The following is a 23,292-nucleotide window of genomic DNA, read 5'->3' on the forward strand; positions in this document are numbered from 1 at the left end:
AGGCATTTTTTTTAACTGCTCTGTGATGTGATGGTCAAGAATACTATCTGTTCCATATTTTTTCTGTGATCATTTTGCTCTTTCCACAGTTTTTTCTGATTCACAACGGGTTATATGATAGATTGGACGATGATTCTTCCAAGTGGGGAGATGGCCATGTAAACGTTGTTCTTTCGTAAATCTGTATGCCTCCGATGTGTTGTTGACGGTGCCCATTTTCTTCCTATTCGTTTGGTTCTCCCAGAAGTTTCAGCAGGGTATGCAATTTCATTTGAAATAGTAATGGCATGAGGAGGATGGATGTTACTTTGTTTACCCTGAAAAAGAGCGGTGTCCAACCCTCTTCCGTGTTACTGGAAAAGTATACGAAAAATGAACAAAAACCATACAACCCCACCAAATTAAATTTTACCGGGGTTGGGGAAAAGGATGTGTACAATATTACGGCACCTTTTGAAGATAGCGGTGAAACCGTGATCGCCGGCCGCGTGGAACCCCGTGACAGTGAGCATTCGGAAGTGATTTTCTTCGTTCGACGCGGGGAGCAATGGATTCCCAAAGAAGGGGCCCCGGTCTTTGCGTTGCAGGACCCCTTCTTTACCCGCATCGGAGGAGAGCTGGTTTTCGGCGGTGTGGAGGTTTTTCCGCATCCCGCCGATGAACGGGCAATGAGTTGGCGCACGGTATTTTACAAGGGAGCCAACATTCATCGTTTGGAAAAGATTTTTACCGGCCCGGATGGCATGAAAGACCTTCGTCTGATCGAATTGCCGGATGGCTCCATCGGGGTGTTGACACGCCCCCAAGGGGATAAAGGGGGAAGAGGCAAGATTGGATTTGTGAGAATTCCATCATTGGATCATTTGACTCTGGAAGTGATCCACGAGGCCCCCATTTTAGACCAATTCATGGAGGAAGAATGGGGTGGAGCCAATGAAGCCCACCTTCTGTCCAACGGGTTGATTGGGGTGTTGGGGCATATCGCCCGTATGGATGAAGAAGGAAATCGCCATTATTATCCAATGGTATTTGCCCTTGATCCAACGACCGGTGAACATTCGGATATCCAGCTCATTGCAGCGCGTTCCGACTTTTTGAAAGGCCCCGCCAAACGCCCGGATTTGGCCGATGTTGTATTTAGCGGCGGGTTGGTTCGCAAGAAGGATGGAACAGCAGACCTGTATGCTGGTGTGGGTGATGCTGAAGCACAACGTATCTCTATGCGAGATCCATTCCTCGCATTTGAAAAAATAAGGTGGGGGAAATAAATGGTAAGAGTGTACCGGTATGAACAAAATCCGTTGATTACCCCGTCAGATATCAAGCCATATCATGAAGGATTTGAAGTGATCGGCGCTTTTAATGCCGGGATTGCCAAATACAAGGATGAAATATTGATGTTGCTTCGCATTGCTGAGCGCCCGATCAGTGATGATCCCAAGATCGTGAAAGCGCCCATTTATCATACGGACACGGATGAACTGGAAATCATCGAATTTCATCGGGATGATGAGCGTTATGATTTTTCGGACCCGCGAATGATTCGAAAGGCATCCCATTCACAAGAAATTGAATACCTGACTTCCCTGTCCTATATTCGCATCGCACGCAGTAAAGACGGACGCAATTTTACCATAGACGAAAAGCCGTTTCTTTATCCATCCAACAAACTGGAATCATTCGGCATCGAAGATCCGCGCGTGACACAAATTGGAGATACCTTTTATATCTGTTTCACGGCTCTGTCTCCGCTCGGCATTGGCGGGGCGATGGTATCAACCAAGGACTTTGTCACCGTTAAACATCATGGAATGATTTTTCCTCCGGAAAACAAGGATATCGTGATCTTTCCGGAAAAAGTGAACGGAAAATATTATGCGTTGCATCGCCCCAGCCTCAAAAGTATTGGAAAACCGGAGATCTGGATCGCGGAATCCGACAATTTGCTTTATTGGGGAAACCATCAACACCTGATCAGCCTCAGGGACGGGATGTGGGACAGCGGCCGCATTGGCGGCGGTGCTGTCCCTATCAAAACAGATAGGGGTTGGTTGGTGCTCTATCATGGCGCGACGCCAGAGAACCGTTATTGCATGGGCGGGTTGCTCCTTGACCTGAACAATCCTGCAGTTGTGGTTGCTCGTTCCGACCAACCGATTCTGGAACCGGAAGCGGATTATGAAAAAGAAGGGTTCTTTGGCGATGTTGTATTCTCGTGTGGGGCAATCGTGGAAGGCGATGTGGTGAAAATGTATTATGGTGTCGCGGATACCTCAATGGCCTGTGCGGAATTGAGCTTGGAAGAAATTCTGGACTTCTTGACTTATTATTGAAACGAAAAGGATTGGGTTCTACGATCCGGCGCGGATGCTGTGCCTTCATACTCGACCGCTTCTCGGAAGCAAGTATGCTGGATGGACGACGGATAGGTTGCAGGGGGAATAGAATCGCATCCACACGGCATAATAACAGGAAAATACCAACCTGAAAGAGGGTTGAACCGTGTGATGATGCGGAAAAGGCTTCTCTGTTGTGCCTTGATGTTGGCTTTCTCCGTCTTGGGAGAAGCGATTGTCTCCATGGTCAATAGCGATGCCTCGGGATCGTTGTTATCCGCTGTTCCCAACGGCGGACACGCTGTTTCCGTGCAATCGACGGCGAAAGCCAGTGTGGAATCGCGGCACGTTTCCAAACGGGTTTCGATAGCGGCCCGCCCGGCGAGAGTGTACAAACCCGGCGACCGAGGGGGATATGTGTGGGAACTGCAGAGAAGGCTACGGTTTTTGGGTTTCTACACCGGAAAGATCAACGGGATTTACACTTGGCGGACTTACCGGGCGGTTCGATTGTTCCAATATGCGTTCGGTTTGCGGGTGACAGGCTTGACCGATGCCAGAACCCGGGCAAAATTGTGGAAAGCGACTAGAAGATGGCGCCCGGGTGGTGTGAGGAGAGTTCAGGCGAGGCGTGTATACCGGAGAACAGCCAGGCAATTGTCCTGGAATGATATCAAGCTGATGGCACATGCTGTTCACGCCGAGGCGCGAGGGGAACCGTATATCGGAAAAGTGGCCGTTGCGGCAGTGATATTAAACCGACTCAAAAGTGAACGTTTTCCCAATACGCCCGCCAGTATCATTTTTCAACCCTTGGCGTTTGAAGCTGTGGCAAACGGACAAATTTGGTTGCAACCGGACCCTGACTCATTCAAAGCGGTACGGGACGCACTGAATGGGTGGGACCCCTCCGATGGAGCGTTGTATTACTTCAATCCTGCCACGGCCACATCAAAATGGATCTGGAGCCGGCCTCAGATCAAACGGATCGGCCGCCATATTTTTACCAAGTAAAAAACTGGGACCCACTTTCCAATGGGTCCCAGTTTTTTACTTGGCCACAATCGTTCCTTTCATCTTCGCGTGACCCACACCGCAGGGAATATTGCAGAAGAATGGATAAGTTCCCGGCTTGGCACGGACCACGGCGGTTTCGCCATCCCCTTGCAGGTTGACGTCAAGCCCGGGCACTTCCAGGCTGTGCATGCCGTTTGCTACTTTCAATTTCAGTGTGACATCTTTATTGGCAGGAATCTCGATTTTGTTCGGTTTGAATTGGAAGTTGGAAGCGGAGATTTCAATCACCTGACCCGAGGTTTTCCCCGATTGTTGGGACTGATTGCCGCCGGCGCATCCGACCAGCCCCAGCATCAGGGACATGGCGATGGCCAGAGTGGTCATTCCTTTCTTCATCATGGACTCCCTCCTCATTCTCATGTTAACAAAAAGTTTGCGAAAGAGGGAGTTAATCCATGAACAGTCAATGAACAAAGAAAAACCGCACCTGGTGTGCGGTCAGTTGTTGACGAGGTTTGCGGGCTCCGATTTCCCGTCCTTTCCGTAGCGGTCAGAGTCGCTCGACGGGAAATCGGCTCACCCGAGATCACGATGGTAAACCACCATGTCAGCAGTCTTACCGCACCTGGTGTGCGGTTCCTTCTTTGCATTTATCTTTCCGGCTGGCTCGTGATACGTGCTTTGGTCGGTACAAACAAATCGATGATCCCGATCACGAGCGCACCCAACAAGGCTCCGAGTAACGTGACACGCATGCCGGGTACGAAGAATTGCGTCAGATAGATCACGACCGCGCTGACAACGAACCCGACAACTCCCCTTGCATAAGGAGACATGTCCCGTCCGAACAGCGCTTCGATGATCCAGCCGATTACAGCGATTACCACGGCAGCGAGGAACGCGCTCCAAAAACCTTGTACCTGAAAACCGGGGACCAGTGCTCCCACGATCATCAGCACGATGGCCGCCACAATGAATCGAATGAGATGACGCACGATGGTCATGATACAAATTCCCTCCTTTTGTTCTTTAGTGTGTCATTTATCCGTCGAGTTATTACATCATGATATAATATGGTGGAAAAAACTCCTCGGAGGGAGAGGAGAGGAAACAAGTGAACCGTTTTATGCTCAATGTGTTGGAATATCCACGAATCAGGGAACAAGTGGCGGAAGAAGCCTCTTCCTCGCTGGGAAAAGAGCGGATTGCCGCGCTGGAACCCACTGCCGACGCTGAGGAAGTATCGCGTCGTCTGGCGGCGACGGCAGAGGGGATGGATCTTCTCAGGCTCAAAGGGGATGTGTCCTTGGGAGGCGTTCGTGACATTCGTCCCTCTCTGCGCCGGGCCGAAGTGGGAGGATTACTGAATACAAATGAATTGTTGGATATTGCCGGTACGGTGAATGCCGGCCGTAAATTAAAAAATCAGGTATTGCAGGTTGATGAGGAACATCCGCTTCCCATCATTCGCGGATGGGTGGAACGCATCGAAGGATTGCGTCCGTTGGAAGAAGAAATCACTCGACGAATCGACGAACAAGGAGAAGTATCCGATCACGCGAGCCCAAATCTGCGTCAGATTCGAAATCATATTCGTCAAGTACAACGTGAGATCAGAACGACGTTGGAGGGCATTCTGCGCAATCCGAGTTACCAAAAAATGTTACAGGAAGCATTGATTACTCTGCGCAACGACCGATATGTCATCCCGGTCAAACAGGAATATCGTTCAGCATTCGGTGGTATCGTGCATGATCAGTCGGCCTCCGGCTCCACGTTGTTTATCGAACCGGCATCCGTGGTGACGCTGAACAACCGTTTGCGTCAATGGGAGTTGGAGGAACAGCGCGAAGTGGAACGCATCCTGCGCGAGTTGACAGCACAAGTGGCGACCCATGTCGATGCACTACGGCAAAATATTAAAGCGTTGGCCGAGTTGGATCTCATCCTGGCCAAGGCCCGGTATGCCCGCCGTATTCGAGGTGTTTGTCCACGGGTGGAGACGGAGCGCGTCATTCGGTTGAAGCGGGCCCGCCATCCGTTGATCCCGATGGAAAAAGCGGTTCCCATCGATATCACGTTGGGCGATCCACATCAGGGGATCATTATCACAGGACCCAACACGGGCGGGAAAACCGTATGCCTGAAAACGGTGGGGTTGCTGGCGTTGATGACGCAAGCGGGTCTTCCTATCCCCGCGGATGAAGGCAGCTCATTCCCCGTATTCAGCGGGATTTTTGCGGACATCGGCGATGAGCAAAGCATTGAGCAGAGCTTGAGCACGTTTTCCAGCCATATGACGCAGATCATCCGCATTTTGAAACAAGCGGACGATCACAGCTTGGTGCTGCTGGATGAATTGGGTGCGGGCACAGATCCGACCGAAGGGGCGGCGTTGGCCATCGCCATCTTGCAAGATCTCTTGGATGAAGGTTGTCTTGTGGTGGCCACCACCCATTACAGCGAGTTGAAACAATTCGCCCATGCCCATCCGAGAGTGACCAATGCCAGTGTGGAATTTGACGTGCGGACCCTTCGTCCCACCTATCGCCTGTTGATCGGCGTACCTGGAAAGAGCAATGCGTTTGCCATTGCCGAGCGCTTGGGACTGTCGCCATCCATCATTGAGAAAGCCAAATCGCAGTTGTCCACGGAGGAGCATCGCCTGGAGGAAATGATCGCCGCATTATCCCGCGACAGGGCCATTGCGGAAGAGGAGCGCAAACGTGCGGAAACGCTTCGTCAGGAAGCGGAATCCTTGCAACGGGAACTCAAGGAAAAACTGTCCCGTTGGGAGGAGGAAAAAGAGCGGATGCGCGAATTGGCACGACGGGAAGCGCAAACCATCGTCTCGCGTGCCCGCCGGGAAGCGGAAGACGTATTGCGCCAGTTGCGTGAATGGGCCAAAAATCGGCCGGACGAGTTAAAGGAACATCAGTTGATCGAAGCAAGGAAACGGTTGGATGACGCGGTTCCCGATGCCCGACCGGTTGCCGCCGTACCCGTGGCTAAGCAACGGAATGAGCGGATTGAGCCGGGAGACGAGGTGATGGTGCTCACCGTCAAACAACGCGGCCGAGTGCTGGAGGATCTCGGTGAAGGGGAATATCAGGTTCAGGTGGGCATTCTGAAAATGAAAGTACACCGCCGTCATCTGGAAAAGGTGAAGGCGAAGAAGAACGAGTCCGAATTCGGTGTGGCCACTTCGTATCGAAGCGCTTCAAACCATGTGCGTCCGGAATTGGATTTACGTGGTAAGATGGTGGAGGAAGCTTTGGCGGAAATCGATAAATATCTGGATTCCGCCGTCGTCGCCGGATATCAGCGGGTTTCGCTCATCCATGGAAAAGGAACTGGTGCTTTGCGGACGGGTGTCCATCAATTTTTGCGCCAACATCCGCACGTCAAAGGGTTCCGATTGGGTGGACCGGGAGAAGGCGGTTCTGGCGTGACGGTGGTCGAATTGGCCTAGTAGATCGGGAGGTTGTCTATGGAGCATCTGCCGAAGATTCTGGGTTCCATCGCCTTGGTGTTTTTTGTCGTCGGTTTGATCTGGTTCATGTTACACGCTTAAAAGGGAGTTGGAATGTGTGATGGGAGCCGGTTCCGCTTTGCTGGTCTTTTTCAGCGCGTTCTTATTGGCCGCTGAAATTCTCGCCAAGTCCCGCGGCTTATCCGGAGTGGCGGGATTGTTGTTGATGGGATGGTATGTGGGCGGACATTGGGGAACGACATCCGGTTGGTGGTTGGCCGCTTTGCTTGTCGGGATGGGACTGGTGATTCTGGATGGAAAACTGTTGCAAGACGGTACCTTGGCTACCATCGGTGCTATCTTGGTTTTGGTCGGGTTGGTAATTCCGACAGAGAACTGGCTGACGGGGACACTGGTCGCATTTGCATGGATTACGGGACTCGCTTTGAGTCCGCTGTCATTGAAAGTGTTGCCCAAACGCGATTGGTTGGAAAAGATTGTATTGAAATTTGCCATGTCCAATGATACGGGTTACAGCTCGCTTAACCGCAACTATCGGGAACTGGTCGGACTCGAGGGGACGGCATTGACCGACATGCGCCCGTCCGGAACAATCCGTATCGGGAATGGCCGCTTCAGTGCGGTCACCAACGGTCATTGGGTCCAAAAGGGAGCACGGGTGCGCGTGTTATCCGTGGATGGGGTCAAAATCTTAGTGGAAACGGTAGAGGAACCGCCGATCAACCTACCGAAGAAAAGGGATAATCCATAACAACGACTCCATATCTGGTTGACTCGGAACACTCGTATGGGAAAGTCAGATCTTCTCCTATAAAAAATGGTTCACCAGGCAGGCTTAAGGCAGGAGCAATTCAGCTCCTGCCTTGTATTTTCACTGAATTTAATATTGAACGGCCCGGTAAGCGTTGATTCGGCCGTAGGTCCAGTATGTGCCGGTGCCGGAGATGGGATCGGCCGTGTTTTGGATAGCTGCGCGAATGTTGCTGTTGGAGCGGCCCTGTGCGGCCAAAAGTCCTGCCAGCCCTGCCACGTGCGGCGTGGCCATGGAGGTGCCGGAAAGCGAAGTATAGGTGTTGGTCGGATAGGTGGAGTAGATGCTGGAACCCGGTGCGGCCACATCCACCCAGGAACCCCAGTTGGAGTAGCTGGCTTTCACATCGCTGGAAGTGGTGGCGGCAACGGCGATGGCATTGCTATAGTAGGCCGGATAGCTCGGAGCGCTTATACCGCTGTTCCCGGCGGCGGCCACGATGACAGCACCTTTGTTCCACGCGTAATTCACCGCGTTTTGCAATGTGGTGGAACCGACCGATCCACCCAAGCTGAGGCTGATCACTTTGGCACCGTTGTCGGCGGCGTAGATGATGCCGTTGGCGACGGCGTCCAGGGTGCCGCTACCGTTGCTGTCCAACACACGGACGGCGAGAATGGACGCATTGGGAGCCATACCGGCAATTCCGGTGCTGTTGTTGGTGACGGCGGCCGCGATCCCGGCGCAGTGCGTGCCGTGACCATTGCCGTCATACGGATCGTTGTCACCGTCGACATAATCATGCCCCAAGACAACTTTGCCCGACAGGTCCGGGTGATTGTACTGGACACCGGTGTCGACAATGGCGATGCGGACGCTGCTGCTCCCCCTCGTAATATCCCAGGCGGCCGGTGCCTGGACTTTTTGCGGTCCCCACTGTTGCGTGGAGAAGTAGGGATCGTTGGGTGTCCAGTCAGCGTGGTAGAGGTAGTTGGGTTCGGCGTACTCCACATTGGGGTTGTTTCGGTATTCACGTACTGCTTGCGATACCGATTTCCCGGAAGGAATCTTCACGACGTCAAAGCCGATTTCTTTGCTGTGAAACAGCACTCGCCCGCTTTCCTGGGAGAGAACTGCTTGCTTAGTGGAGGTGGTTGTTCCGTTTTTGAACTTGACAATCACTTCTCCGGGGGCGAAAGCGGCTTTGGCATCTGGGGACGCTGCCTGTACACCACCGCTGGCGGGAATGGCCAACGCCGCCACCATCAGAAGAGCGACAAGAACAGACAACATGCGTCTCATGACGAAACCTCCTTATTTTTAGGAATGATAAAAATATTCGATCACCTACCATCATTTCCCTTCTGATGATTAAAAAATATTCAATAAATATTTATGAAGGTGTCGGTATCCTGTCCATAAAGGGACAGTTGATGTACAATCCGTTTATGTCAATAAGTACGCAAGAGCACTCCATTTTAAATGGTCGATGGAGGGATATATCCTTTTAAAAATAATCAAAAAAATGCATACGGCTGCTTATCAGCAAGGAAACAGGTGTATGATTGAGATATTTGTTCTCAAATGCGTAAACAAAACATTTTCCGTCGAATGTTGTCAAGGACGGAAGTGAGGAGATACAAAAAGTGGACTCAAATTTCAGAACGGATCCGTACATGGTGCGGTGAAAAATATAATCCAACCTAAAAATTGAGGCAAAAAAAGCGGGGTGTCCCCGCTAACAGAATCCTCGCGTTTTCTGTCGATGCATTTCAGTAACGGACAGCCTTGGAGGCATTGATACGACCGTAGGTCCAGTACGTGCCCGTGCCTAATGTTTTGTCTGCCGTTTTCTGAATCGCATCTCGGATTTCGCTGTTGCTCCTTCCTTGCGAGGCCAGCAGCGCCGCCAGCCCCGATACGTGCGGTGTTGCCATCGAAGTGCCCGACATCGTGGCATAATGACCATACGGATAGGTGGAATAGATGTCCACTCCCGGCGCAGCAACGTCCACCCAATTGCCGAAGTTGGAGAAGCTGGCTTTGTTGTCGGATTTGTCGGTGGCCCCTACGGCTATGACCGGATCGTAATAGGCCGGATAGCTGGGTTGGGAACTGTTGCTGTTCCCCGCCGCCGCTACAACAACCGCTCCTTTGCTCCAAGCATATTGAACGGCGTCTTTCAACGTTTGCGAATCATATCCCGCTCCGAGGCTCAGATTGATTACTTTGGCGCCTTGATCAACCGCATGAATGATGCCGTTGGCCACGTTTTCCAACGTGCCGTTGCCGTTGTTGTCTAATACCCGGACGGCATAGATCATCGCATTGGGAGCCACACCTGAGATTCCCTTTTGGTTGTTGGTCGCTGCTGCGATCACGCCGGCGACATGGGTGCCATGCCCGTTACCGTCACTGGGGTCCCAATCTTTTCCCACATAATCGTAGCCTTTGATCACCTTGCGGTAGAGATCGGGATGATTGTACTGAACACCGGTATCCACGACGGCGACCCGGATGCCGTTATTGCTTTTCGTGGCGTTCCAGGCGTCGTTGGCGCGGATTTTCGGCAATGCCCATTGTTTGGACAAAGCGGGATCATTGGGTGTCCAGCTCGCGTGAAAATAATAGTTGGGTTCGGCATATTCCACCAAAGGATTGTTGCGGTAGGTCCGAATCAGCTCCGTGACCGTTTTGCCGGAGGCACGGATCACGTCGAAGCCGATTTCCTTGTTTCGGAACAACAGCTTCACCTGGTTGGTCCGATGCAACGAGGTAATTTGGCTCTGGACGATGCCGGGTTTAAATTTGACGATGATTTCACCAGGAGCATACGGTGCCGTGTCCGCGGGCGCCGCCTGTGCGTGCGGGGTAATGGACAGAGCCATTACCGTCAAAAGTACGAAGGCGGTCAGCAACGCGAGACTCCTTTTCATCCAATCCCCCCTTTTATGTGGAACATCATCATATTCGACGTGATACTCCGAAATCCTGCAAAATCGGCGTTTCCAATTGTTGAGCATGACCCGGCCTCTTGGTATCAATCTTCGCCACAAAACGCAAACAAGCCTGAATCCTTGATGATGAAATGGCGTACTGGAACATTTCCAATTGACAGAACGTTGGTCGGTATAGATTCGATCCGATAGGGCTTGTCCATCCAAAAAGAGCGGAGACTTTGGGCTGACTCATTTACTCCCGCCGGGCATGTAAACGGATGCGGATCGCAGAAGGTGGGGGAGTGACCGGGGTGGAAGCGAGGACGGGGCGGGGTTGTGGATCCGCATTCGGGGATTCATCTCCGTAATCGAAGTAATGGTAATACAGCCATTCCGGTTGCAACAATCCCATTGCATTCATCGTGGGTGGAATGTAGGGAGGCCATGGTGGTCGGGTCGGTTTGGGCCAATCAGAAATGGTTCGCCACCTCCTTGGTTAGGTTCATACTCAATATATGAGCGGTTTCGTTTGTCTTATGTAACCGTGGCGCAAGTCCTTGAATGTTTTTATGAGCGGAGAGTGTATGATCTTCGGATTCCCGCCCTCTCCGATGGGGCGGGATCTCCGTCAATCCCAACGCAACCATTTGGGATAATGGTTTTTCAACATGCCGCCGGAAACTTTGGCCCATCCCAACGGAAACCGTTCCACCCCCACCAGTGTCCATCCCTTGTCACCATCAAAAGGAATCGTTTCACCCTGCAAGTATTGGTACAGACGCGGATCGTCCACCTCAAACGAAACATATCGCTGTACATCATCCGGTTTCAGGGCCATCGCCCAAGTGTGGGAAGGTTCCAACCGGTTCCGCTTGACTTGTCCCAAATGCAACCCGGGGCGTTCCACCTTCAGTCCTTTCAGCGAAGGCAATTCATCCGGCACCCGGTAGAGATGATCACCGTACATCGTTAGCAGCCAATCATCGCACTGGCATGTCAGTGTCTCATGGATAAAGGTGCGCAATTGCTTCACTGCATCGGCGGAGACGGGCGGCATTTTTCCAGGCCGGCGTTTGGTTCCTTCGGGGCCGTCCGTTTTTTCCATCAACGCCACGAAATGTCCTTCTCCCCGTAGATGGTGAGGCCACAGACGGGAAGCCAACCGCAAGGAATCACATCCGTTTGCCCATTCCGGGCGTCCCGGTTGGTAATGGGATGCTTGCGGAACAGGAATGAGGGTAAACTCCGGGTGGTCAGACAAAAAGCGGGCGATGACCTGTTCGTTCTCCACCGGATTGAACGTGCAGGTGGAATAGACGAGTACGCCACCCGGCCGGAGCATGGGTGCAGCGGCCGACAAGATCTCCAATTGGACATCAGCGCACAGGTGAGTGGCCCGTACACTCCAGCGTTCACACACTTCCGGGTCTTTGCGGAACATCCCCTCACCCGAACACGGAGCGTCGATCAAAATCCGGTCGAAAAACCCGACGAACCGTTCCGTCAATCGCTCCGGTCGTTCATTGAGGACTACGGCGTTGGTCACCCCGCACCGCTCCAAATTTTCCACCAAAGCCTTGATGCGTTGTGGGGAAATCTCATTGGCCACCAGCAGTCCTTTTCCTTGCATTTTGGCGGCAATTTGTGTGGTTTTGCCGCCCGGTGCCGCACACAGATCCAACACCCGCTCACCCGGCTGGGGATCAAGTACCTCTGCAGGCGCCATGGCGCTAGGGTCCTGAATATAATACAACCCGGCCGCATGATAAACGTGTTTTCCGGGACGGTCCTGTTCGTGATCGTAATAAAATCCTTCCGGACACCACGGGATGGGCGAAAGATCAAACGGACTCCTCTGCAAAAATGCCTCCGTATCGATCTTGAGCCGGTTTACCCGCAAGCCGCGTGCCGGTACCTTCTCATAACTGGCGAGAAACGCCGGGAACTCGTGTTGCAACCAGGTTTTCATTTGTTCGAGGTAATCTGTAGGAAGGTGCATGGTTTCAGTTCCTCCTGCGTTTCAGGTACCTCCCCATTGTAACAAAAAAAGGATGGGGAGAAAAATGGTCCTCCGGCGAAGTGACATTTTTTTTGCTATTTAATAAATTAAAAAGTTAGAAAAGTGAGCGGATGGGGAAAAGAGAAAATGCCGCAACCAATTCACGGGAGGAATGGAAGATGAACCATTGGGTGGAACCTTCGGGGATTTATGAAACGCATCTGCATGTGCGGGATTTGAAAACATCAGTTGCTTTTTATCGGGATCAGCTGGGACTGACACTCTGTTACACGGAGCCGAAAAGAAAACTGGCATTTTTCTGGGTAGGCCAAGCGCGTCAACAGTGTTTGGGATTGTGGGAGAAACCCGCGGATCAAATTGTTCGCAGTCATTTTGCATTTTCCGTGTCGTTGCGGGATTTGGAAAAGGCTCCGGCATTTCTGGATGAGCGGGGGATTGCCTATCGTGATTTTTTCGGTAATCCCAGAGGGGAGCCTACCGTTCATTCGTGGGTCCCTAACGTGTCACTGTATTTTGAGGACCCGGACGGGCACAGTCTGGAGTACATCGCTTTGCTGCCGGAAGGGCCGCGCCCCGAGCTGGGAGCGATCCCGCTCAGCCGATGGCGGGAACTGCATCGGCAAACCGGTGAACAGAGGGGCGTTTGAAGACAAAATGAGCGGGAACATGGCGTTCCCGCTCATCCATGATACAGGAAATTGATGATAAATGCCGCTGTAATCAGGTACAAAAACAGATTCATTTCTTTGTATTTACCCGTCAATGTTTTCAACACCGTATAACTGACGAAGCCGAAGGCCAATCCTTCCGCAATGCTGGAAGTCAACGGCATCAGGATGATGGTTAAAAACGCCGGGATCGTATCTGTGAAATCGTCGAATGAAAGATTTTTGATTTCACTCAGCATCAGCGCGCCGACCAGAATCAGTGCTGGTGCAGTGGCCACCGACGGGATCAGCATGATCAACGGTGTCAAAAACAGGCTCAGCAGAAACAGACCTGCCACTACCACTGCGGTGAGACCGGTTCGCCCACCTTCAGAGATACCGGCCGCATTCTCGATATAGGCGTTGAGTGCGGTGGAGCCGAACGTGGCGCTCATCATCGTACCCACGGCATCTGCTTGCAGCGCGCGGTTCAAATTGGGGATGTCGCCGTTTTTGTCCATCAGTCCTGCTTTTTTGGACAAGCCGATCAATGTGGCCAGGTTGTCAAACAGTTCCACGATCGTGAAAGAGAAAATGATGGAAAAGATACCATAATGAATGGCGGCCATGATGTCCAATTTCCCAAGTGTGGTGGTGATGTCCGGCATGGTGAACGTCATCACGTCGGACAAGCGGTGTGGTACCGGAGTCACCCCGAACGCCATCGCCAACAGGGTGGTGATCAAAATGCTGATAATCATGGCCCCTTTGAAGTTGCGTGCCATTAGGATGACAGCCACCAACAGACCGATCATGGTCAGGATCGGGCCAGGTTGTGTCACTTGACCCAGCGAGACGAAAGTGGAAGGGCTCTTCACGATGATGCCAGCGTTTTTCAGCCCGATAAATGCGATGAACAATCCGATGCCTACCACGATGGCGGACCGAAGCACATCTGGCACAGCTGCCACCAGTCTGCGGCGTATTCCTGTCACCGTCAGCAGGAAAAAGACGAATCCGGAGATAAAGACGGCACCAAGAGCGGTTTGCCAACTCAACCCTTGTCCGAGAACGACACTGTAGGTGAAAAAGGCATTCAGCCCCATGCCGGGTGCGATGGCCACCGGAAAATTGGCCCACAATCCAAACAGCAGCGTACAAAAAACACTGGCGAAAATGGTGGCGGCAATGGCTCCCTCCTTGGGAATTCCGGCGTCAGACAAAATTTGCGGGTTGACAAAGATAATGTAGCACATCGTCATAAAAGTGGTGAGACCCGCAAAAACTTCCGTTTTGACGTCGGTTTTCCGCTCGGACAATCGGAAAAATCGATCCAAAAAGCCATGAGTGTTTTGCGACATTTCCGTTACCGCCACAGATTGCGGCGTTTCCACTTGTGAATCGGCCATGGGAAATCCTCCTTTTAGTTCATAGTGTAAAACATTTACTCATTTTGCCGATTATTGGATGACCGCGGATTCCCATTTCCCCGACTAAAACCGTGGCCAACCTTTGACGGCTTTCAGGTGGAATATCGAACTCTCTTTGCTATGTTGCTATGTTACTACAAAGATCGGAAGGGAATCTACCATTTGGAGTCTGATTGTCATGGAAAAAATCACGTTTGTACCCCATATATATACCCGAGCCTATTTACTTAAATATGATATATAAAAGAAGAAAATATATAAACAAGCAATAAAATGGAAATCAGGATAAAATCAACATCTGTGATTCTGAAGGAATCGGTGATTCAAAAACACCGGAAATTTCGGTAAAATGGAATTGGACAGAATGGTCGGTTGATTGTTAAAGACTGCCCAGAAATGAATGATTATTCATTCATCAATCGATGGAGGGTGTTACAATGACAAAAAACGAACGCATATGGTGGCGCAGTTATCCTCCGGAAGTTCCAAAGCATTTGGATGTCCCTGATGTGACGCTGACCCAGTTGCTGTTGTCGGCGGCAGAGGAATTTCCCGACCGGGAAGCTGTTTATTTCATGGGAAAACGCATGACCTATCGGCGATTGTTGTCGGATGTGTCCCGTTTTGCCCGGGCGCTGCAATCCCTCGGTGTCCGAAAAGGTGATCGTGTGGCGATCATGTTGCCCAATTCCCCCCAAGCGGTGATCGCTTATTACGGGGCTTTGATGATCGGAGCCGTCGTCGTGCAAACCAATCCCATGTACATGGAGCGGGAGTTGGAGCATCAACTGCGTGATGCCGGAGCGGAAACGATCATCTGTCTGGATTTACTCTATCCCAAAGTGGCCCGTGTCAAAGAACGGACGCGCCTTTCCCGCATCATTGTGACCGGGATCGATGATTACCTGCCTTGGCCGAAAAATTGGTTGTATCCGCTGAAGTTGTGGAAGGACGGCAAGCGTGTTACTGTGCCGTATCATGAGCAGGGAGTGTTTCGTTTTTCACTGCTGTTAAAGAAAGCGCTTGCAAAGCCAGTGGAAGATGTCAACGTTGATGCTGATGATTTGGCTTTGTTGCAGTATACCGGCGGAACGACCGGGTTGCCCAAAGGAGCGATGCTCACTCATCACAATCTCGTGTTCAATGCGATGCAGTGCGCCCATTGGATGCATGATTGCCGACGCGGAGAGGAGAAGGTGCTGGGAATACTGCCCTTCTTTCATGTATACGGCATGACCGTGGTGATGAATTTCAGCGTTCACATGGCGGCTACCATGATTCTTGTCCCTCGGTTCGATGTGGATGAAGCGCTGAGACTGATCAGCGAGGAAAAGCCCACTGTGTTTCCGGGCGCGCCGACGATGTATATTGCATTGATCAACCATCCCGACATCAGCCGATACGATCTGTCATCGATCCGTGCTTGTATAAGCGGTTCCGCTCCGTTGCCGGTCGAGGTGCAGCAACAGTTCGAGGAGCTGAGCGGCGGTCGTTTGGTGGAAGGCTACGGTTTGACGGAAGCATCGCCCGTTACCCATGCCAACCCGATTTGGGGACGGCGGAAAGCCGGCAGCATCGGTTTGCCATGGCCAAATACGGATTGTCGGATCGTCGATCCAAATACGGGGGAAGTGCTGCCTTCAGGCAGTGTCGGTGAACTGCAGGTAAAAGGTCCGCAAGTAATGAAGGGATATTGGAACCGGCCGGAAGAGACTGCGCAAGTGTTGAAGGACGGCTGGCTGTCCACCGGTGACATCGCGACGATGGATGAGGATGGGTACTTCTACATATTGGATAGAAAAAAAGACATGATCATTGCCAGCGGTTACAACATCTATCCGAGGGAAATCGAGGAGGTGCTGTACGAGCATCCGGCAGTAAAGGAAGCCGCCGTCATCGGTGTTCCTGATCCGTATCGCGGAGAGACGGTGAAGGCGTTTGTCGTGTTGAAAGAAGGTCATCAGGTGACGGAGAAGGAGCTGGAGCAATTCTGCCGTGCTAAGCTGGCTAGGTACAAGATTCCCAGACAGTATGAGTTTCGTTCCGAATTGCCCAAAAGTGCGGTAGGCAAGGTGCTGCGCCGGGTATTAGTTGAAGAGGAGAAGAAAAAGGCTGCGTTGACACCGGAAAGAATCAAAACGGGGAATGGTTAATCAACGCGATCCTGTCGGGCGACTATTCAAAACCTGCTGACTTTATCAACAACCTGGGCTGTGTTGAATCACAGCCTTTTCTTTTCGCAGAAATATACCGATTTGTTGGTATAGATTGAATAAATTGGATGTAACGACTGAAAAAGGGTTTGTTATAATAGCGGGGTGTTTGAAAACCAAGTAAAGGCACTAAGTGGGAAGGAGCGGCTTACATGCCTATTATGCGTACTTTTATTGGCATGTCGGCCTGTCTTTTAACCCTTGTGGTAATGGGATGGCAGCAACTTTCTTTCAATAGTCCGGCTAAGAATCAAGCAGTTAGCCAGCAAGCGATCCAGATGAAGTTAAATCCCAACTCTGTTATGAAACCACCCCGTAATTCTGCAAAGATGGTCGACAAAACGAAGCAAACCGTTCATGCAACAGATGCAGCATCCACCAAAGCAACTGCCGCCAAAACAAATGAAAAATCCAAAAAGACAACTGTGACTCTCAGCAGTCGGTCGACATCCAGCAAGCGATCTGTACGTTACCATCTTTCCGCACAAGATATCCGGTGGATGGAACGTGTGGTATATAGTGAAGCACGTGGTGAACCGTTCCAAGGTCAGGTGGCGGTTGCAGCAGTTGTACTCAATCGATTGGAATCTCCTCATTTTCCTCCTACGATCCGAGGGATCGTTTTCCAGCGTAACGCGTTTACGGCTGTACAGGACGGCCAGATCTGGTTAAAGCCGGATAGCGAAGCGCGTCGCGCAGTGATGAAAGCCCTGAAGGGATATGATCCCACTGGAGGGGCATTATACTATTATAATCCCGAAATCGCCACCTCCGAGTGGAGTAAAAAACGGCCGGTCATCAAACGGATCGGTAATCACGTGTTCACCCGATAATCCCCGCATGAAGCGGGGATTTTTTTGTGGTATAATGTCGTTTGAATGCGCTTACAGCCAGCACTAGCGGAAAAAAGTTGACAGATGATGCCTTGTGGCATAAACTAAAAATTGAATGAACAATCATTCATTTCGTCGATTTTATGATGGGAAGGGAACATCATGATGGCAAAACGGACGGGGGAAAAATATGAAGCGATCATCGACGCGGCCGTGCGTGTGATTGCGGAACACGGTTATCACAACGCGCAGGTATCCAAGATCGCCCGTGAAGCCAAAGTCGCCGATGGGACAATCTATCTATATTTTGAAAATAAAGATGATGTGCTCATTTCGTTGTTTAATGAAAAAATGGGTGCGTTCGTCAAGCAATTAGAAGAAATCATGAAAGAGATCTCTTCGCCCGCCGATCAGCTTCGCGAGCTGATCCGTCACCATTTCAAATCCATGGAGGACAATCGGCATTTGGCAATCGTTACGCAGATTGAATTGCGACAATCCAATCCCGGTGTGCGCAAAGCGATCGGGGAGATTTTGAAAAAATATCTGAATCTGATCGACCGCATCATCTTGGCCGGGATGGAAGAGGGGATCTTCCGTAACGATTTGGATGTGCGCATCACACGGAAGATGATCTTTGGCGCGATTGACGAAATGGTCACTTCCTGGATCATGAAGGATTGCAAATACAGCTTGGTAGAGCAGGTGGAGCCGATTGTGTCCCTGTTTTTGCATGGGATCAAATCGCGCTGATGCGGCAGAAACATTGATGGTCTAAACGGAACCGCTCCCAAACGAGGGACGGGCCCGTTCTCACCTTTATATTTCTTTTTTTCAAACTAGTCTCCAAAGGGGGAACAGTGCGTCATGAATATCCTGGTTTGTCTGAAACAAACCTTTGACACGGAAGAAAAAATTGTCTTGGAAGACGGGCGCATCAGTGAGGAAGGTGTGGAATTCGTCATCAATCCGTACGATGAATATGCGGTCGAGGAAGCCATCAAGTTGAAAGAGCAACATGGCGGAGAAGTAACCGTGATCACGGTGGGGCCGGAACGAGCCGAGCAAGCCCTGCGCACCGCCATGGCGATGGGCGCGGATAAAGGAATCATCGTCGATATGGAAGATTTTGAAGGGGAAGCGGATGAGCACACAATCGCCCACATACTGGCCGGTGTGATCCGGGATTTGGAATACGATATCATCCTCACGGGATATATGGCCGTAGATGACGGGTCGGCCCAGGTAGGCCCCCGATTGGCGGAATTGTTGGGCATTCCCCATATTTCCACGATTACGAAATTGACGATCGACGGTGACACCGTGGAAGTGGAAAAAGACGTCGAAGGGGATGTGGAATACATCCAGTCCAAACTGCCGATCCTGGTGACCGCCCAGCAAGGATTGAACGAGCCGCGGTATCCTTCACTGCCGGGCATTATGAAAGCGAAAAAGAAACCGCTGGAGCGGTTGGACCTGGATGACCTTGATCTGGATGAAGAACTGTTGGAAGCGAAAACGGAAACATTGGAAGTGTTCATGCCCCCGAAAAAAGAAGCTGGAAAAATCCTCGAAGGAGATCTGTCCGAACAGGTTCAAGAATTGGTTCGCTTGCTGCAGCATGAAGCAAAAGTGATCTGAGGGAGGAGCGACGAAGATGAGCAGAAACGTATTAGTGTTGGCAGATGTGCGTGACGGCGCGTTGCGGAACGTATCATTGGAATGCTTGGCCGCTGCGGGGCGTGTGGCCGAAGGCGGCAAGGTGACGGCGGCCGTTTTTGGAAGCAAAGCGAAATCGCTCGCAGTAACCCTCGCTCATCACGGTGCTGATGAAGTGATCGTGGTGGAGAACGATCAGTTGGATCAATATACGACAGATGCATACTTCCAAGCGTTCAAACAAGTAATCGACACAGTCGGACCCGATGTGATTTTTACCGGGCATACGGCGGTGGGACGGGATGTCAGCCCGCGGATTGCGGCCCGTTTGGGAGTGGGGCTCATTTCCGACTGCACCGATGTGCAACTGACGGATGGACGCATCGTATTCACACGGCCGATTTATGCAGGAAAGGCTTTTGTCAAAAAAGTGGTGAAGTCGGGGATGGTGTTTGCCACCCTGCGCCCCAACAACATTCCGGCTCGTGAACCGGATCCGTCGCGAAAAGCGGAGGTGAAGGAGCTGGATGTGACGTTTGCCCCGGAAACACTTCGCACCATCGTCAAAGAAGTGGTGAAAAAGACGGCGGAAGGGGTTGACCTCTCCGAAGCACGCATCATCGTTTCCGGAGGTCGGGGTGTGAAGAGTGCCGATGGCTTCAAACCGCTTCAGGAGTTGGCGGATGTACTCGGTGGAGCCGTTGGGGCATCCCGTGGGGCTTGTGACGCCGGTTATTGCGATTATGCACTGCAGATCGGGCAAACCGGAAAAGTGGTCACTCCTGACTTGTACATCGCTTGCGGCATTTCCGGTGCGATCCAACATTTGGCCGGTATGTCCAACTCCAAAGTGATCGTGGCCATCAACAAGGACCCGGAAGCCAACATTTTTAACGTCGCAGACTACGGCATTGTCGGGGATTTGTTTGAAGTGGTACCCATGTTGACGGAAGAGTTCAAAAAAGTACTGGCGCAAAAGGTGTGACGAATTGCCTCAACGGGAATAAATCTGTGGGATCAAGTGAAGAGTTGCACCCGGTACTGCGATTGGGAGACGGGCCCTAACGAGACTTTGTCGGCCATCTCCCAATTTCGCTGTCGTTCGGGCTATTACCGGCGGTCAGGAGTATCCTGCCGCCCTCTTTCATGCATCCTCTCGATATTTCGTTACCCGAAAGGGTTGGAAGTTAGTCGGCTTCGGTGGTATACTGATACATATCCGACGAACCAATGGATAAGGAGGGCTAGGTATGGCCATTGTCGATGTGACGGATCAAACCTTTGCCAGCGAAGTAGAATCCGGCGGCACCGTACTGGTGGACTTTTGGGCCCCTTGGTGCGGACCGTGCAAAATGATTGCGCCGGTTTTGGAAGAAGTGGATGGAGAAATCGGCGATAAATTGAAAATCGCCAAAGTGAATGTGGACAACAACCCGGAAACCGCCAGCCGTTTTGGGGTGATGAGCATTCCGACCCTGATGGTGTTCAAAAACGGCGAAATGGTGGCCAAAATGTCCGGTTATCAACCCAAAGAGCAATTGATGCAGTGGTTGAATCAATATTTGTGAGCATCAGTGAAAAACCCGGCATCCGATCGGTTGCCGGGTTTTGTGTTTCCTAAGCGGTAACGGTTCACCGTCCCCACCCCCCTCCATATGGGAGGCTGTTGGTTGTCTCTGGCAACAAATCATTGTCCATTTCGTCTTCAAACAGTTTGATACGGATGAGTCGGGCGTACCGAGTGTACAACGTGCCAATCATCATCATGGCGGGGACCATGTGGAACAACGCGAAGAACAGTCCTCCGAATCCACCCCCAATGATGTTGGCAATAGTTTGGTCACCGAAAAATTGGAGAACAAACCAAGGGAACACGGTGATCATGGTCAACACGGTCACACCCAGTGTTCCGAGAATCAAGGCGTAGAGCAAGGAGAGAACGGCCGTTCCGCCTTGGAGAAATAACAGGCGAAAGCTGTGTCCCACCGCCGAAAACACACCCTTTTTCTCCACAATCGAGATGACAGGGGCGTGGACAGCCGCCACCGTCAAACCAAGCAACAATAGTCCGCCCACGATCCAACCCGCTGTTTGTCCTGGTCCCGGCGGTATTAACTCGGTGATCCACGCAACGCCCCAGCCCGTCATGCCGATCAGGATGGCGTGAATCAGCACCATCAGAAGTATCCGCACCGGATAACGCATGCCGTAGTAAAAGAAATGGCTGACGGAAAAATAGTCATGCAACGTTGCTTCCCGTATGGACCCCATCATGCCGCATAGCAAAAACAAGATTAACAGGAGCACCAGGGCCGAAAGAATCCCTAGCCCCGTCTTCCACATGGGTGGCAGTTGTGTCAAGATCCGGGGCAGGGCATCCGTTCGCAATGTGGATAGGATCTCAACCGGACGAGAGAAGAAAGACGGTGCGATCATCCAGATGAATAAGGAAAAAAAAGTAATCAACACGCAAGATGAGACTAATCCACCAACAAACACGCTGAACCAGAGCTTAATACCGTGGCGGTTCAGGAGGCTCAGTGTTTCACGCAATCTGATCGCTCCTTTTTATTATTTGGTTATTGACCCCCTCATAATAAAGAACGCCCGAAGGCGTCCGTTGGTTGAAGAAAATGATTTCACTGTTGCCGGGGATACCGTGGCTGTTGCGTCGGTTTTTCCGGTTGCGGCTGTTGCGATGGCTGAGTGGATTGCGGTTGTGACGATTGCGGCACCTGCCAAGCCGGTTTCCCCTGCTGTTGGACCGGGTTAAAGGTAAAAGACGGTTGGAACGGCGACTGGAACTGCGGCCCCGAAGACGGTTGTTGCTGCTGCGACCAACTCGACTGAGCGCCGGAACCGCTGGACGGTGGTGTTGAAGTCTGCTTGGGTTGTTCCCAAGTGCCCGATTGATTTCCTGTTGACGGCTGGTTGGGTTGACCCCATGAAACCGACTGACTTCCCGTCGGCGGTTGCGGTGATGGACTCGGTTGTTGCCACGTTTGTCCCTGCGGATTCAATTCCGGGTTGCCAAATCCAGTGGCAGGTCCCTGTGGCTGAGGAGATTCGTTATAGCCGTGGGTTTGATACCCTTGTCCTTGCCCTTTCCTATTGGCATCCGGAGTCGGCCCGCTTTCCGGGTACAACTCGCCGCGCAGTCGGTTCTGGTAACGATGGGCGATGAAGAGGTTGGAGAAGGTATACAAGACAGTGTCCAAAAGGAATCCCAAAAAGAGGCCGGTGATGCTGTCCGGACCCAAACCCTTTTCGATGGTCCTGGTCATGATCCACTGCACCAACATGACTCCAAACACGCCCAGTCCCGTCACAAAAACATAACCGAAACGGCTGCAGAAAAGTCGGAATGACTGGCTCATCGAGCGTGATACTTTTTCATTGTCAGCGATCATCATGTAAGGTGCAAACATAAACATCATATAGATGATGGCGCCGACGATGGCGGTTAGTAACAGGAAAGTGACGGCCATTCCTGCTTTGCCCGAAACAGCAGAGACAAAAAATACGATAAACAATATGACCGCTGGAATGAAAGCGATGCCCATCAAAACACTCAGACCCAACATCCTGAAAAAGAACCGGAATCCCTGGGAGAAAAACGATCCGACCGAAGGACGACCATGGCAGACTGCAACCACGGACGATCCGACAATACCGGCTGCAAAAAAAATGGCGAAACTCAGCAAGACCAAGCCGATAATGACAATAAAGGATCCCAATGATCCCCAGACTTTACTCAACAATGTGGGATCAAATTCCTTCATGTTCATCAATTGATTCAAGAGGCCGGATTGAATCAGGGGAGCCAACGTAAAAATCCCAACCAAAAAGACAATGATTACACCGATAAGATAGATGGTGAATAGTCCTAACAAGTTGCTGAGAAAGACTTTGGGATAATATCGGCGTAAAACGGATGAGAAAGACTGCATGACA

General features: G+C 51.5%; 21 protein-coding genes. 12 read left to right on the forward strand and 9 right to left on the reverse strand.

All coding sequences use genetic code 11. The features are described from left to right. Window positions 1-296 precede the first annotated feature (296 nt). From KI215_RS04710 to sleB, 3 genes are all read left to right on the forward strand, one after another. Complete coding sequence (locus KI215_RS04710; protein WP_212774418.1) at window positions 297-1,268, forward strand: MTP-1 family protein; 972 nt, start codon at window positions 297-299, stop codon at window positions 1,266-1,268. Beyond that, on the forward strand, window positions 1,269-2,333 hold the full coding sequence (locus KI215_RS04715) for a BtaManbiosPhlase (RefSeq protein ID WP_212774419.1): 1,065 nt from the start codon (window positions 1,269-1,271) through the stop codon (window positions 2,331-2,333). 174 nt (window positions 2,334-2,507) lie between these two features. Continuing rightward, window positions 2,508-3,350: a spore cortex-lytic enzyme gene (gene sleB, locus KI215_RS04720; RefSeq protein ID WP_246512197.1), complete on the forward strand. Its 843-nt coding sequence runs from the start codon at window positions 2,508-2,510 to the stop codon at window positions 3,348-3,350. A 36-nt stretch (window positions 3,351-3,386) separates the two neighbouring features. Here sleB and KI215_RS04725 read toward each other — a convergent pair whose 3' ends face one another. Together KI215_RS04725 and KI215_RS04730 are read right to left on the reverse strand one after the other, a co-directional pair. Next, window positions 3,387-3,752, reverse strand: coding sequence for a cupredoxin domain-containing protein (locus KI215_RS04725; RefSeq protein ID WP_212774420.1), 366 nt, complete (start codon window positions 3,750-3,752; stop codon window positions 3,387-3,389). 251 nt (window positions 3,753-4,003) lie between these two features. Further along, window positions 4,004-4,357 (reverse strand): phage holin family protein, encoded by a 354-nt coding sequence (locus KI215_RS04730; RefSeq protein ID WP_212774421.1) that lies wholly within the window; start codon window positions 4,355-4,357, stop codon window positions 4,004-4,006. Window positions 4,358-4,467: 110 nt separating this feature from the next. On the opposite strand from KI215_RS04730, the gene KI215_RS04735 reads away from it, so the two are divergent. Together KI215_RS04735 and KI215_RS04740 are read left to right on the forward strand one after the other, a co-directional pair. Further along, a complete protein-coding gene (locus KI215_RS04735) occupies window positions 4,468-6,825 on the forward strand; it encodes an endonuclease MutS2 (protein WP_212774422.1) in 2,358 nt (785 codons plus the stop codon). Between the two features lie 121 nt (window positions 6,826-6,946). Beyond that, complete coding sequence (locus KI215_RS04740) at window positions 6,947-7,597, forward strand: NfeD family protein (protein WP_246512271.1); 651 nt, start codon at window positions 6,947-6,949, stop codon at window positions 7,595-7,597. Window positions 7,598-7,726: 129 nt separating this feature from the next. Here KI215_RS04740 and KI215_RS04745 read toward each other — a convergent pair whose 3' ends face one another. The 4 genes from KI215_RS04745 to KI215_RS04760 all read right to left on the reverse strand — a co-directional run bounded on the left by KI215_RS04745 (window position 7,727) and on the right by KI215_RS04760 (window position 12,535). Next, entirely contained in the window at window positions 7,727-8,899 is a 1,173-nt protein-coding gene (locus KI215_RS04745; RefSeq protein ID WP_246512198.1) for a S8 family peptidase, read from the reverse strand. A 470-nt stretch (window positions 8,900-9,369) separates the two neighbouring features. Further along, window positions 9,370-10,533 (reverse strand): S8 family peptidase, encoded by a 1,164-nt coding sequence (locus KI215_RS04750; RefSeq protein ID WP_212774424.1) that lies wholly within the window; start codon window positions 10,531-10,533, stop codon window positions 9,370-9,372. A gap of 256 nt (window positions 10,534-10,789) precedes the next feature. Then, a complete protein-coding gene (locus KI215_RS04755; RefSeq protein WP_212774425.1) occupies window positions 10,790-10,948 on the reverse strand; it encodes a hypothetical protein in 159 nt (52 codons plus the stop codon). A gap of 216 nt (window positions 10,949-11,164) precedes the next feature. Further along, window positions 11,165-12,535, reverse strand: a complete 1,371-nt coding sequence (locus KI215_RS04760) for an RsmF rRNA methyltransferase first C-terminal domain-containing protein (protein WP_212774426.1) — start codon at window positions 12,533-12,535, stop codon at window positions 11,165-11,167. Window positions 12,536-12,714: 179 nt separating this feature from the next. On the opposite strand from KI215_RS04760, the gene KI215_RS04765 reads away from it, so the two are divergent. After that, window positions 12,715-13,203, forward strand: a complete 489-nt coding sequence (locus KI215_RS04765; protein WP_212774427.1) for a VOC family protein — start codon at window positions 12,715-12,717, stop codon at window positions 13,201-13,203. Window positions 13,204-13,235: 32 nt separating this feature from the next. On the opposite strand, the gene KI215_RS04770 is transcribed toward KI215_RS04765, so the two are convergent. Beyond that, the gene (locus KI215_RS04770) at window positions 13,236-14,564 is read right to left on the reverse strand and encodes an NCS2 family permease (RefSeq protein ID WP_212775066.1); all 1,329 of its coding nucleotides are present in this window, start codon (window positions 14,562-14,564) and stop codon (window positions 13,236-13,238) included. Window positions 14,565-15,070: 506 nt separating this feature from the next. On the opposite strand from KI215_RS04770, the gene KI215_RS04775 reads away from it, so the two are divergent. The 6 genes from KI215_RS04775 to trxA all read left to right on the forward strand — a co-directional run bounded on the left by KI215_RS04775 (window position 15,071) and on the right by trxA (window position 20,906). Next, on the forward strand, window positions 15,071-16,786 hold the full coding sequence (locus KI215_RS04775) for a long-chain-fatty-acid--CoA ligase (RefSeq protein WP_246512199.1): 1,716 nt from the start codon (window positions 15,071-15,073) through the stop codon (window positions 16,784-16,786). 212 nt (window positions 16,787-16,998) lie between these two features. Then, window positions 16,999-17,679 carry a cell wall hydrolase gene (locus tag KI215_RS04780; protein ID WP_212774429.1) on the forward strand — a complete coding sequence of 227 codons (681 nt, stop codon included), beginning with the start codon at window positions 16,999-17,001 and terminating at the stop codon, window positions 17,677-17,679. Between the two features lie 165 nt (window positions 17,680-17,844). Further along, window positions 17,845-18,432, forward strand: a complete 588-nt coding sequence (locus KI215_RS04785) for a TetR/AcrR family transcriptional regulator (protein ID WP_212775067.1) — start codon at window positions 17,845-17,847, stop codon at window positions 18,430-18,432. A gap of 114 nt (window positions 18,433-18,546) precedes the next feature. Further along, window positions 18,547-19,320: an electron transfer flavoprotein subunit beta/FixA family protein gene (locus KI215_RS04790; RefSeq protein WP_212774430.1), complete on the forward strand. Its 774-nt coding sequence runs from the start codon at window positions 18,547-18,549 to the stop codon at window positions 19,318-19,320. A gap of 16 nt (window positions 19,321-19,336) precedes the next feature. After that, window positions 19,337-20,323, forward strand: coding sequence for an electron transfer flavoprotein subunit alpha/FixB family protein (locus KI215_RS04795; RefSeq protein ID WP_212774431.1), 987 nt, complete (start codon window positions 19,337-19,339; stop codon window positions 20,321-20,323). Between the two features lie 265 nt (window positions 20,324-20,588). Continuing rightward, window positions 20,589-20,906 (forward strand): thioredoxin, encoded by a 318-nt coding sequence (trxA, locus tag KI215_RS04800; protein ID WP_212774432.1) that lies wholly within the window; start codon window positions 20,589-20,591, stop codon window positions 20,904-20,906. 64 nt (window positions 20,907-20,970) lie between these two features. Here trxA and KI215_RS04805 read toward each other — a convergent pair whose 3' ends face one another. Continuing rightward, window positions 20,971-21,891: a hypothetical protein gene (locus KI215_RS04805; protein WP_212774433.1), complete on the reverse strand. Its 921-nt coding sequence runs from the start codon at window positions 21,889-21,891 to the stop codon at window positions 20,971-20,973. Between the two features lie 86 nt (window positions 21,892-21,977). Beyond that, window positions 21,978-23,288 (reverse strand): hypothetical protein, encoded by a 1,311-nt coding sequence (locus tag KI215_RS04810; RefSeq protein ID WP_212774434.1) that lies wholly within the window; start codon window positions 23,286-23,288, stop codon window positions 21,978-21,980. Window positions 23,289-23,292: the final 4 nt, after the last annotated feature.

Source organism: Polycladomyces abyssicola (genome assembly GCF_018326425.1).
In the GTDB taxonomy this organism is placed as follows: domain Bacteria; phylum Bacillota; class Bacilli; order Thermoactinomycetales; family JIR-001; genus Polycladomyces; species Polycladomyces abyssicola.

Coding starts and splice junctions, on each gene's coding strand:
- KI215_RS04770 (WP_212775066.1), bottom strand. CDS start 14,564: ATGTCGCAAAACACTCATGGCTTTTTGGATCGATTTTTCCGATTGTCC.
- KI215_RS04795 (WP_212774431.1), top strand. CDS start 19,337: ATGAGCAGAAACGTATTAGTGTTGGCAGATGTGCGTGACGGCGCGTTG.
- KI215_RS04710 (WP_212774418.1), top strand. CDS start 297: ATGGATGTTACTTTGTTTACCCTGAAAAAGAGCGGTGTCCAACCCTCT.
- KI215_RS04725 (WP_212774420.1), bottom strand. CDS start 3,752: ATGATGAAGAAAGGAATGACCACTCTGGCCATCGCCATGTCCCTGATG.
- KI215_RS04755 (WP_212774425.1), bottom strand. CDS start 10,948: ATGGGATTGTTGCAACCGGAATGGCTGTATTACCATTACTTCGATTAC.
- KI215_RS04775 (WP_246512199.1), top strand. CDS start 15,071: ATGACAAAAAACGAACGCATATGGTGGCGCAGTTATCCTCCGGAAGTT.
- KI215_RS04730 (WP_212774421.1), bottom strand. CDS start 4,357: ATGACCATCGTGCGTCATCTCATTCGATTCATTGTGGCGGCCATCGTG.
- sleB (WP_246512197.1), top strand. CDS start 2,508: ATGATGCGGAAAAGGCTTCTCTGTTGTGCCTTGATGTTGGCTTTCTCC.
- KI215_RS04790 (WP_212774430.1), top strand. CDS start 18,547: ATGAATATCCTGGTTTGTCTGAAACAAACCTTTGACACGGAAGAAAAA.
- KI215_RS04765 (WP_212774427.1), top strand. CDS start 12,715: ATGAACCATTGGGTGGAACCTTCGGGGATTTATGAAACGCATCTGCAT.
- KI215_RS04810 (WP_212774434.1), bottom strand. CDS start 23,288: ATGCAGTCTTTCTCATCCGTTTTACGCCGATATTATCCCAAAGTCTTT.
- KI215_RS04750 (WP_212774424.1), bottom strand. CDS start 10,533: ATGAAAAGGAGTCTCGCGTTGCTGACCGCCTTCGTACTTTTGACGGTA.
- trxA (WP_212774432.1), top strand. CDS start 20,589: ATGGCCATTGTCGATGTGACGGATCAAACCTTTGCCAGCGAAGTAGAA.
- KI215_RS04745 (WP_246512198.1), bottom strand. CDS start 8,899: ATGAGACGCATGTTGTCTGTTCTTGTCGCTCTTCTGATGGTGGCGGCG.
- KI215_RS04760 (WP_212774426.1), bottom strand. CDS start 12,535: ATGCACCTTCCTACAGATTACCTCGAACAAATGAAAACCTGGTTGCAA.
- KI215_RS04740 (WP_246512271.1), top strand. CDS start 6,947: ATGGGAGCCGGTTCCGCTTTGCTGGTCTTTTTCAGCGCGTTCTTATTG.
- KI215_RS04715 (WP_212774419.1), top strand. CDS start 1,269: ATGGTAAGAGTGTACCGGTATGAACAAAATCCGTTGATTACCCCGTCA.
- KI215_RS04780 (WP_212774429.1), top strand. CDS start 16,999: ATGCCTATTATGCGTACTTTTATTGGCATGTCGGCCTGTCTTTTAACC.
- KI215_RS04785 (WP_212775067.1), top strand. CDS start 17,845: ATGGCAAAACGGACGGGGGAAAAATATGAAGCGATCATCGACGCGGCC.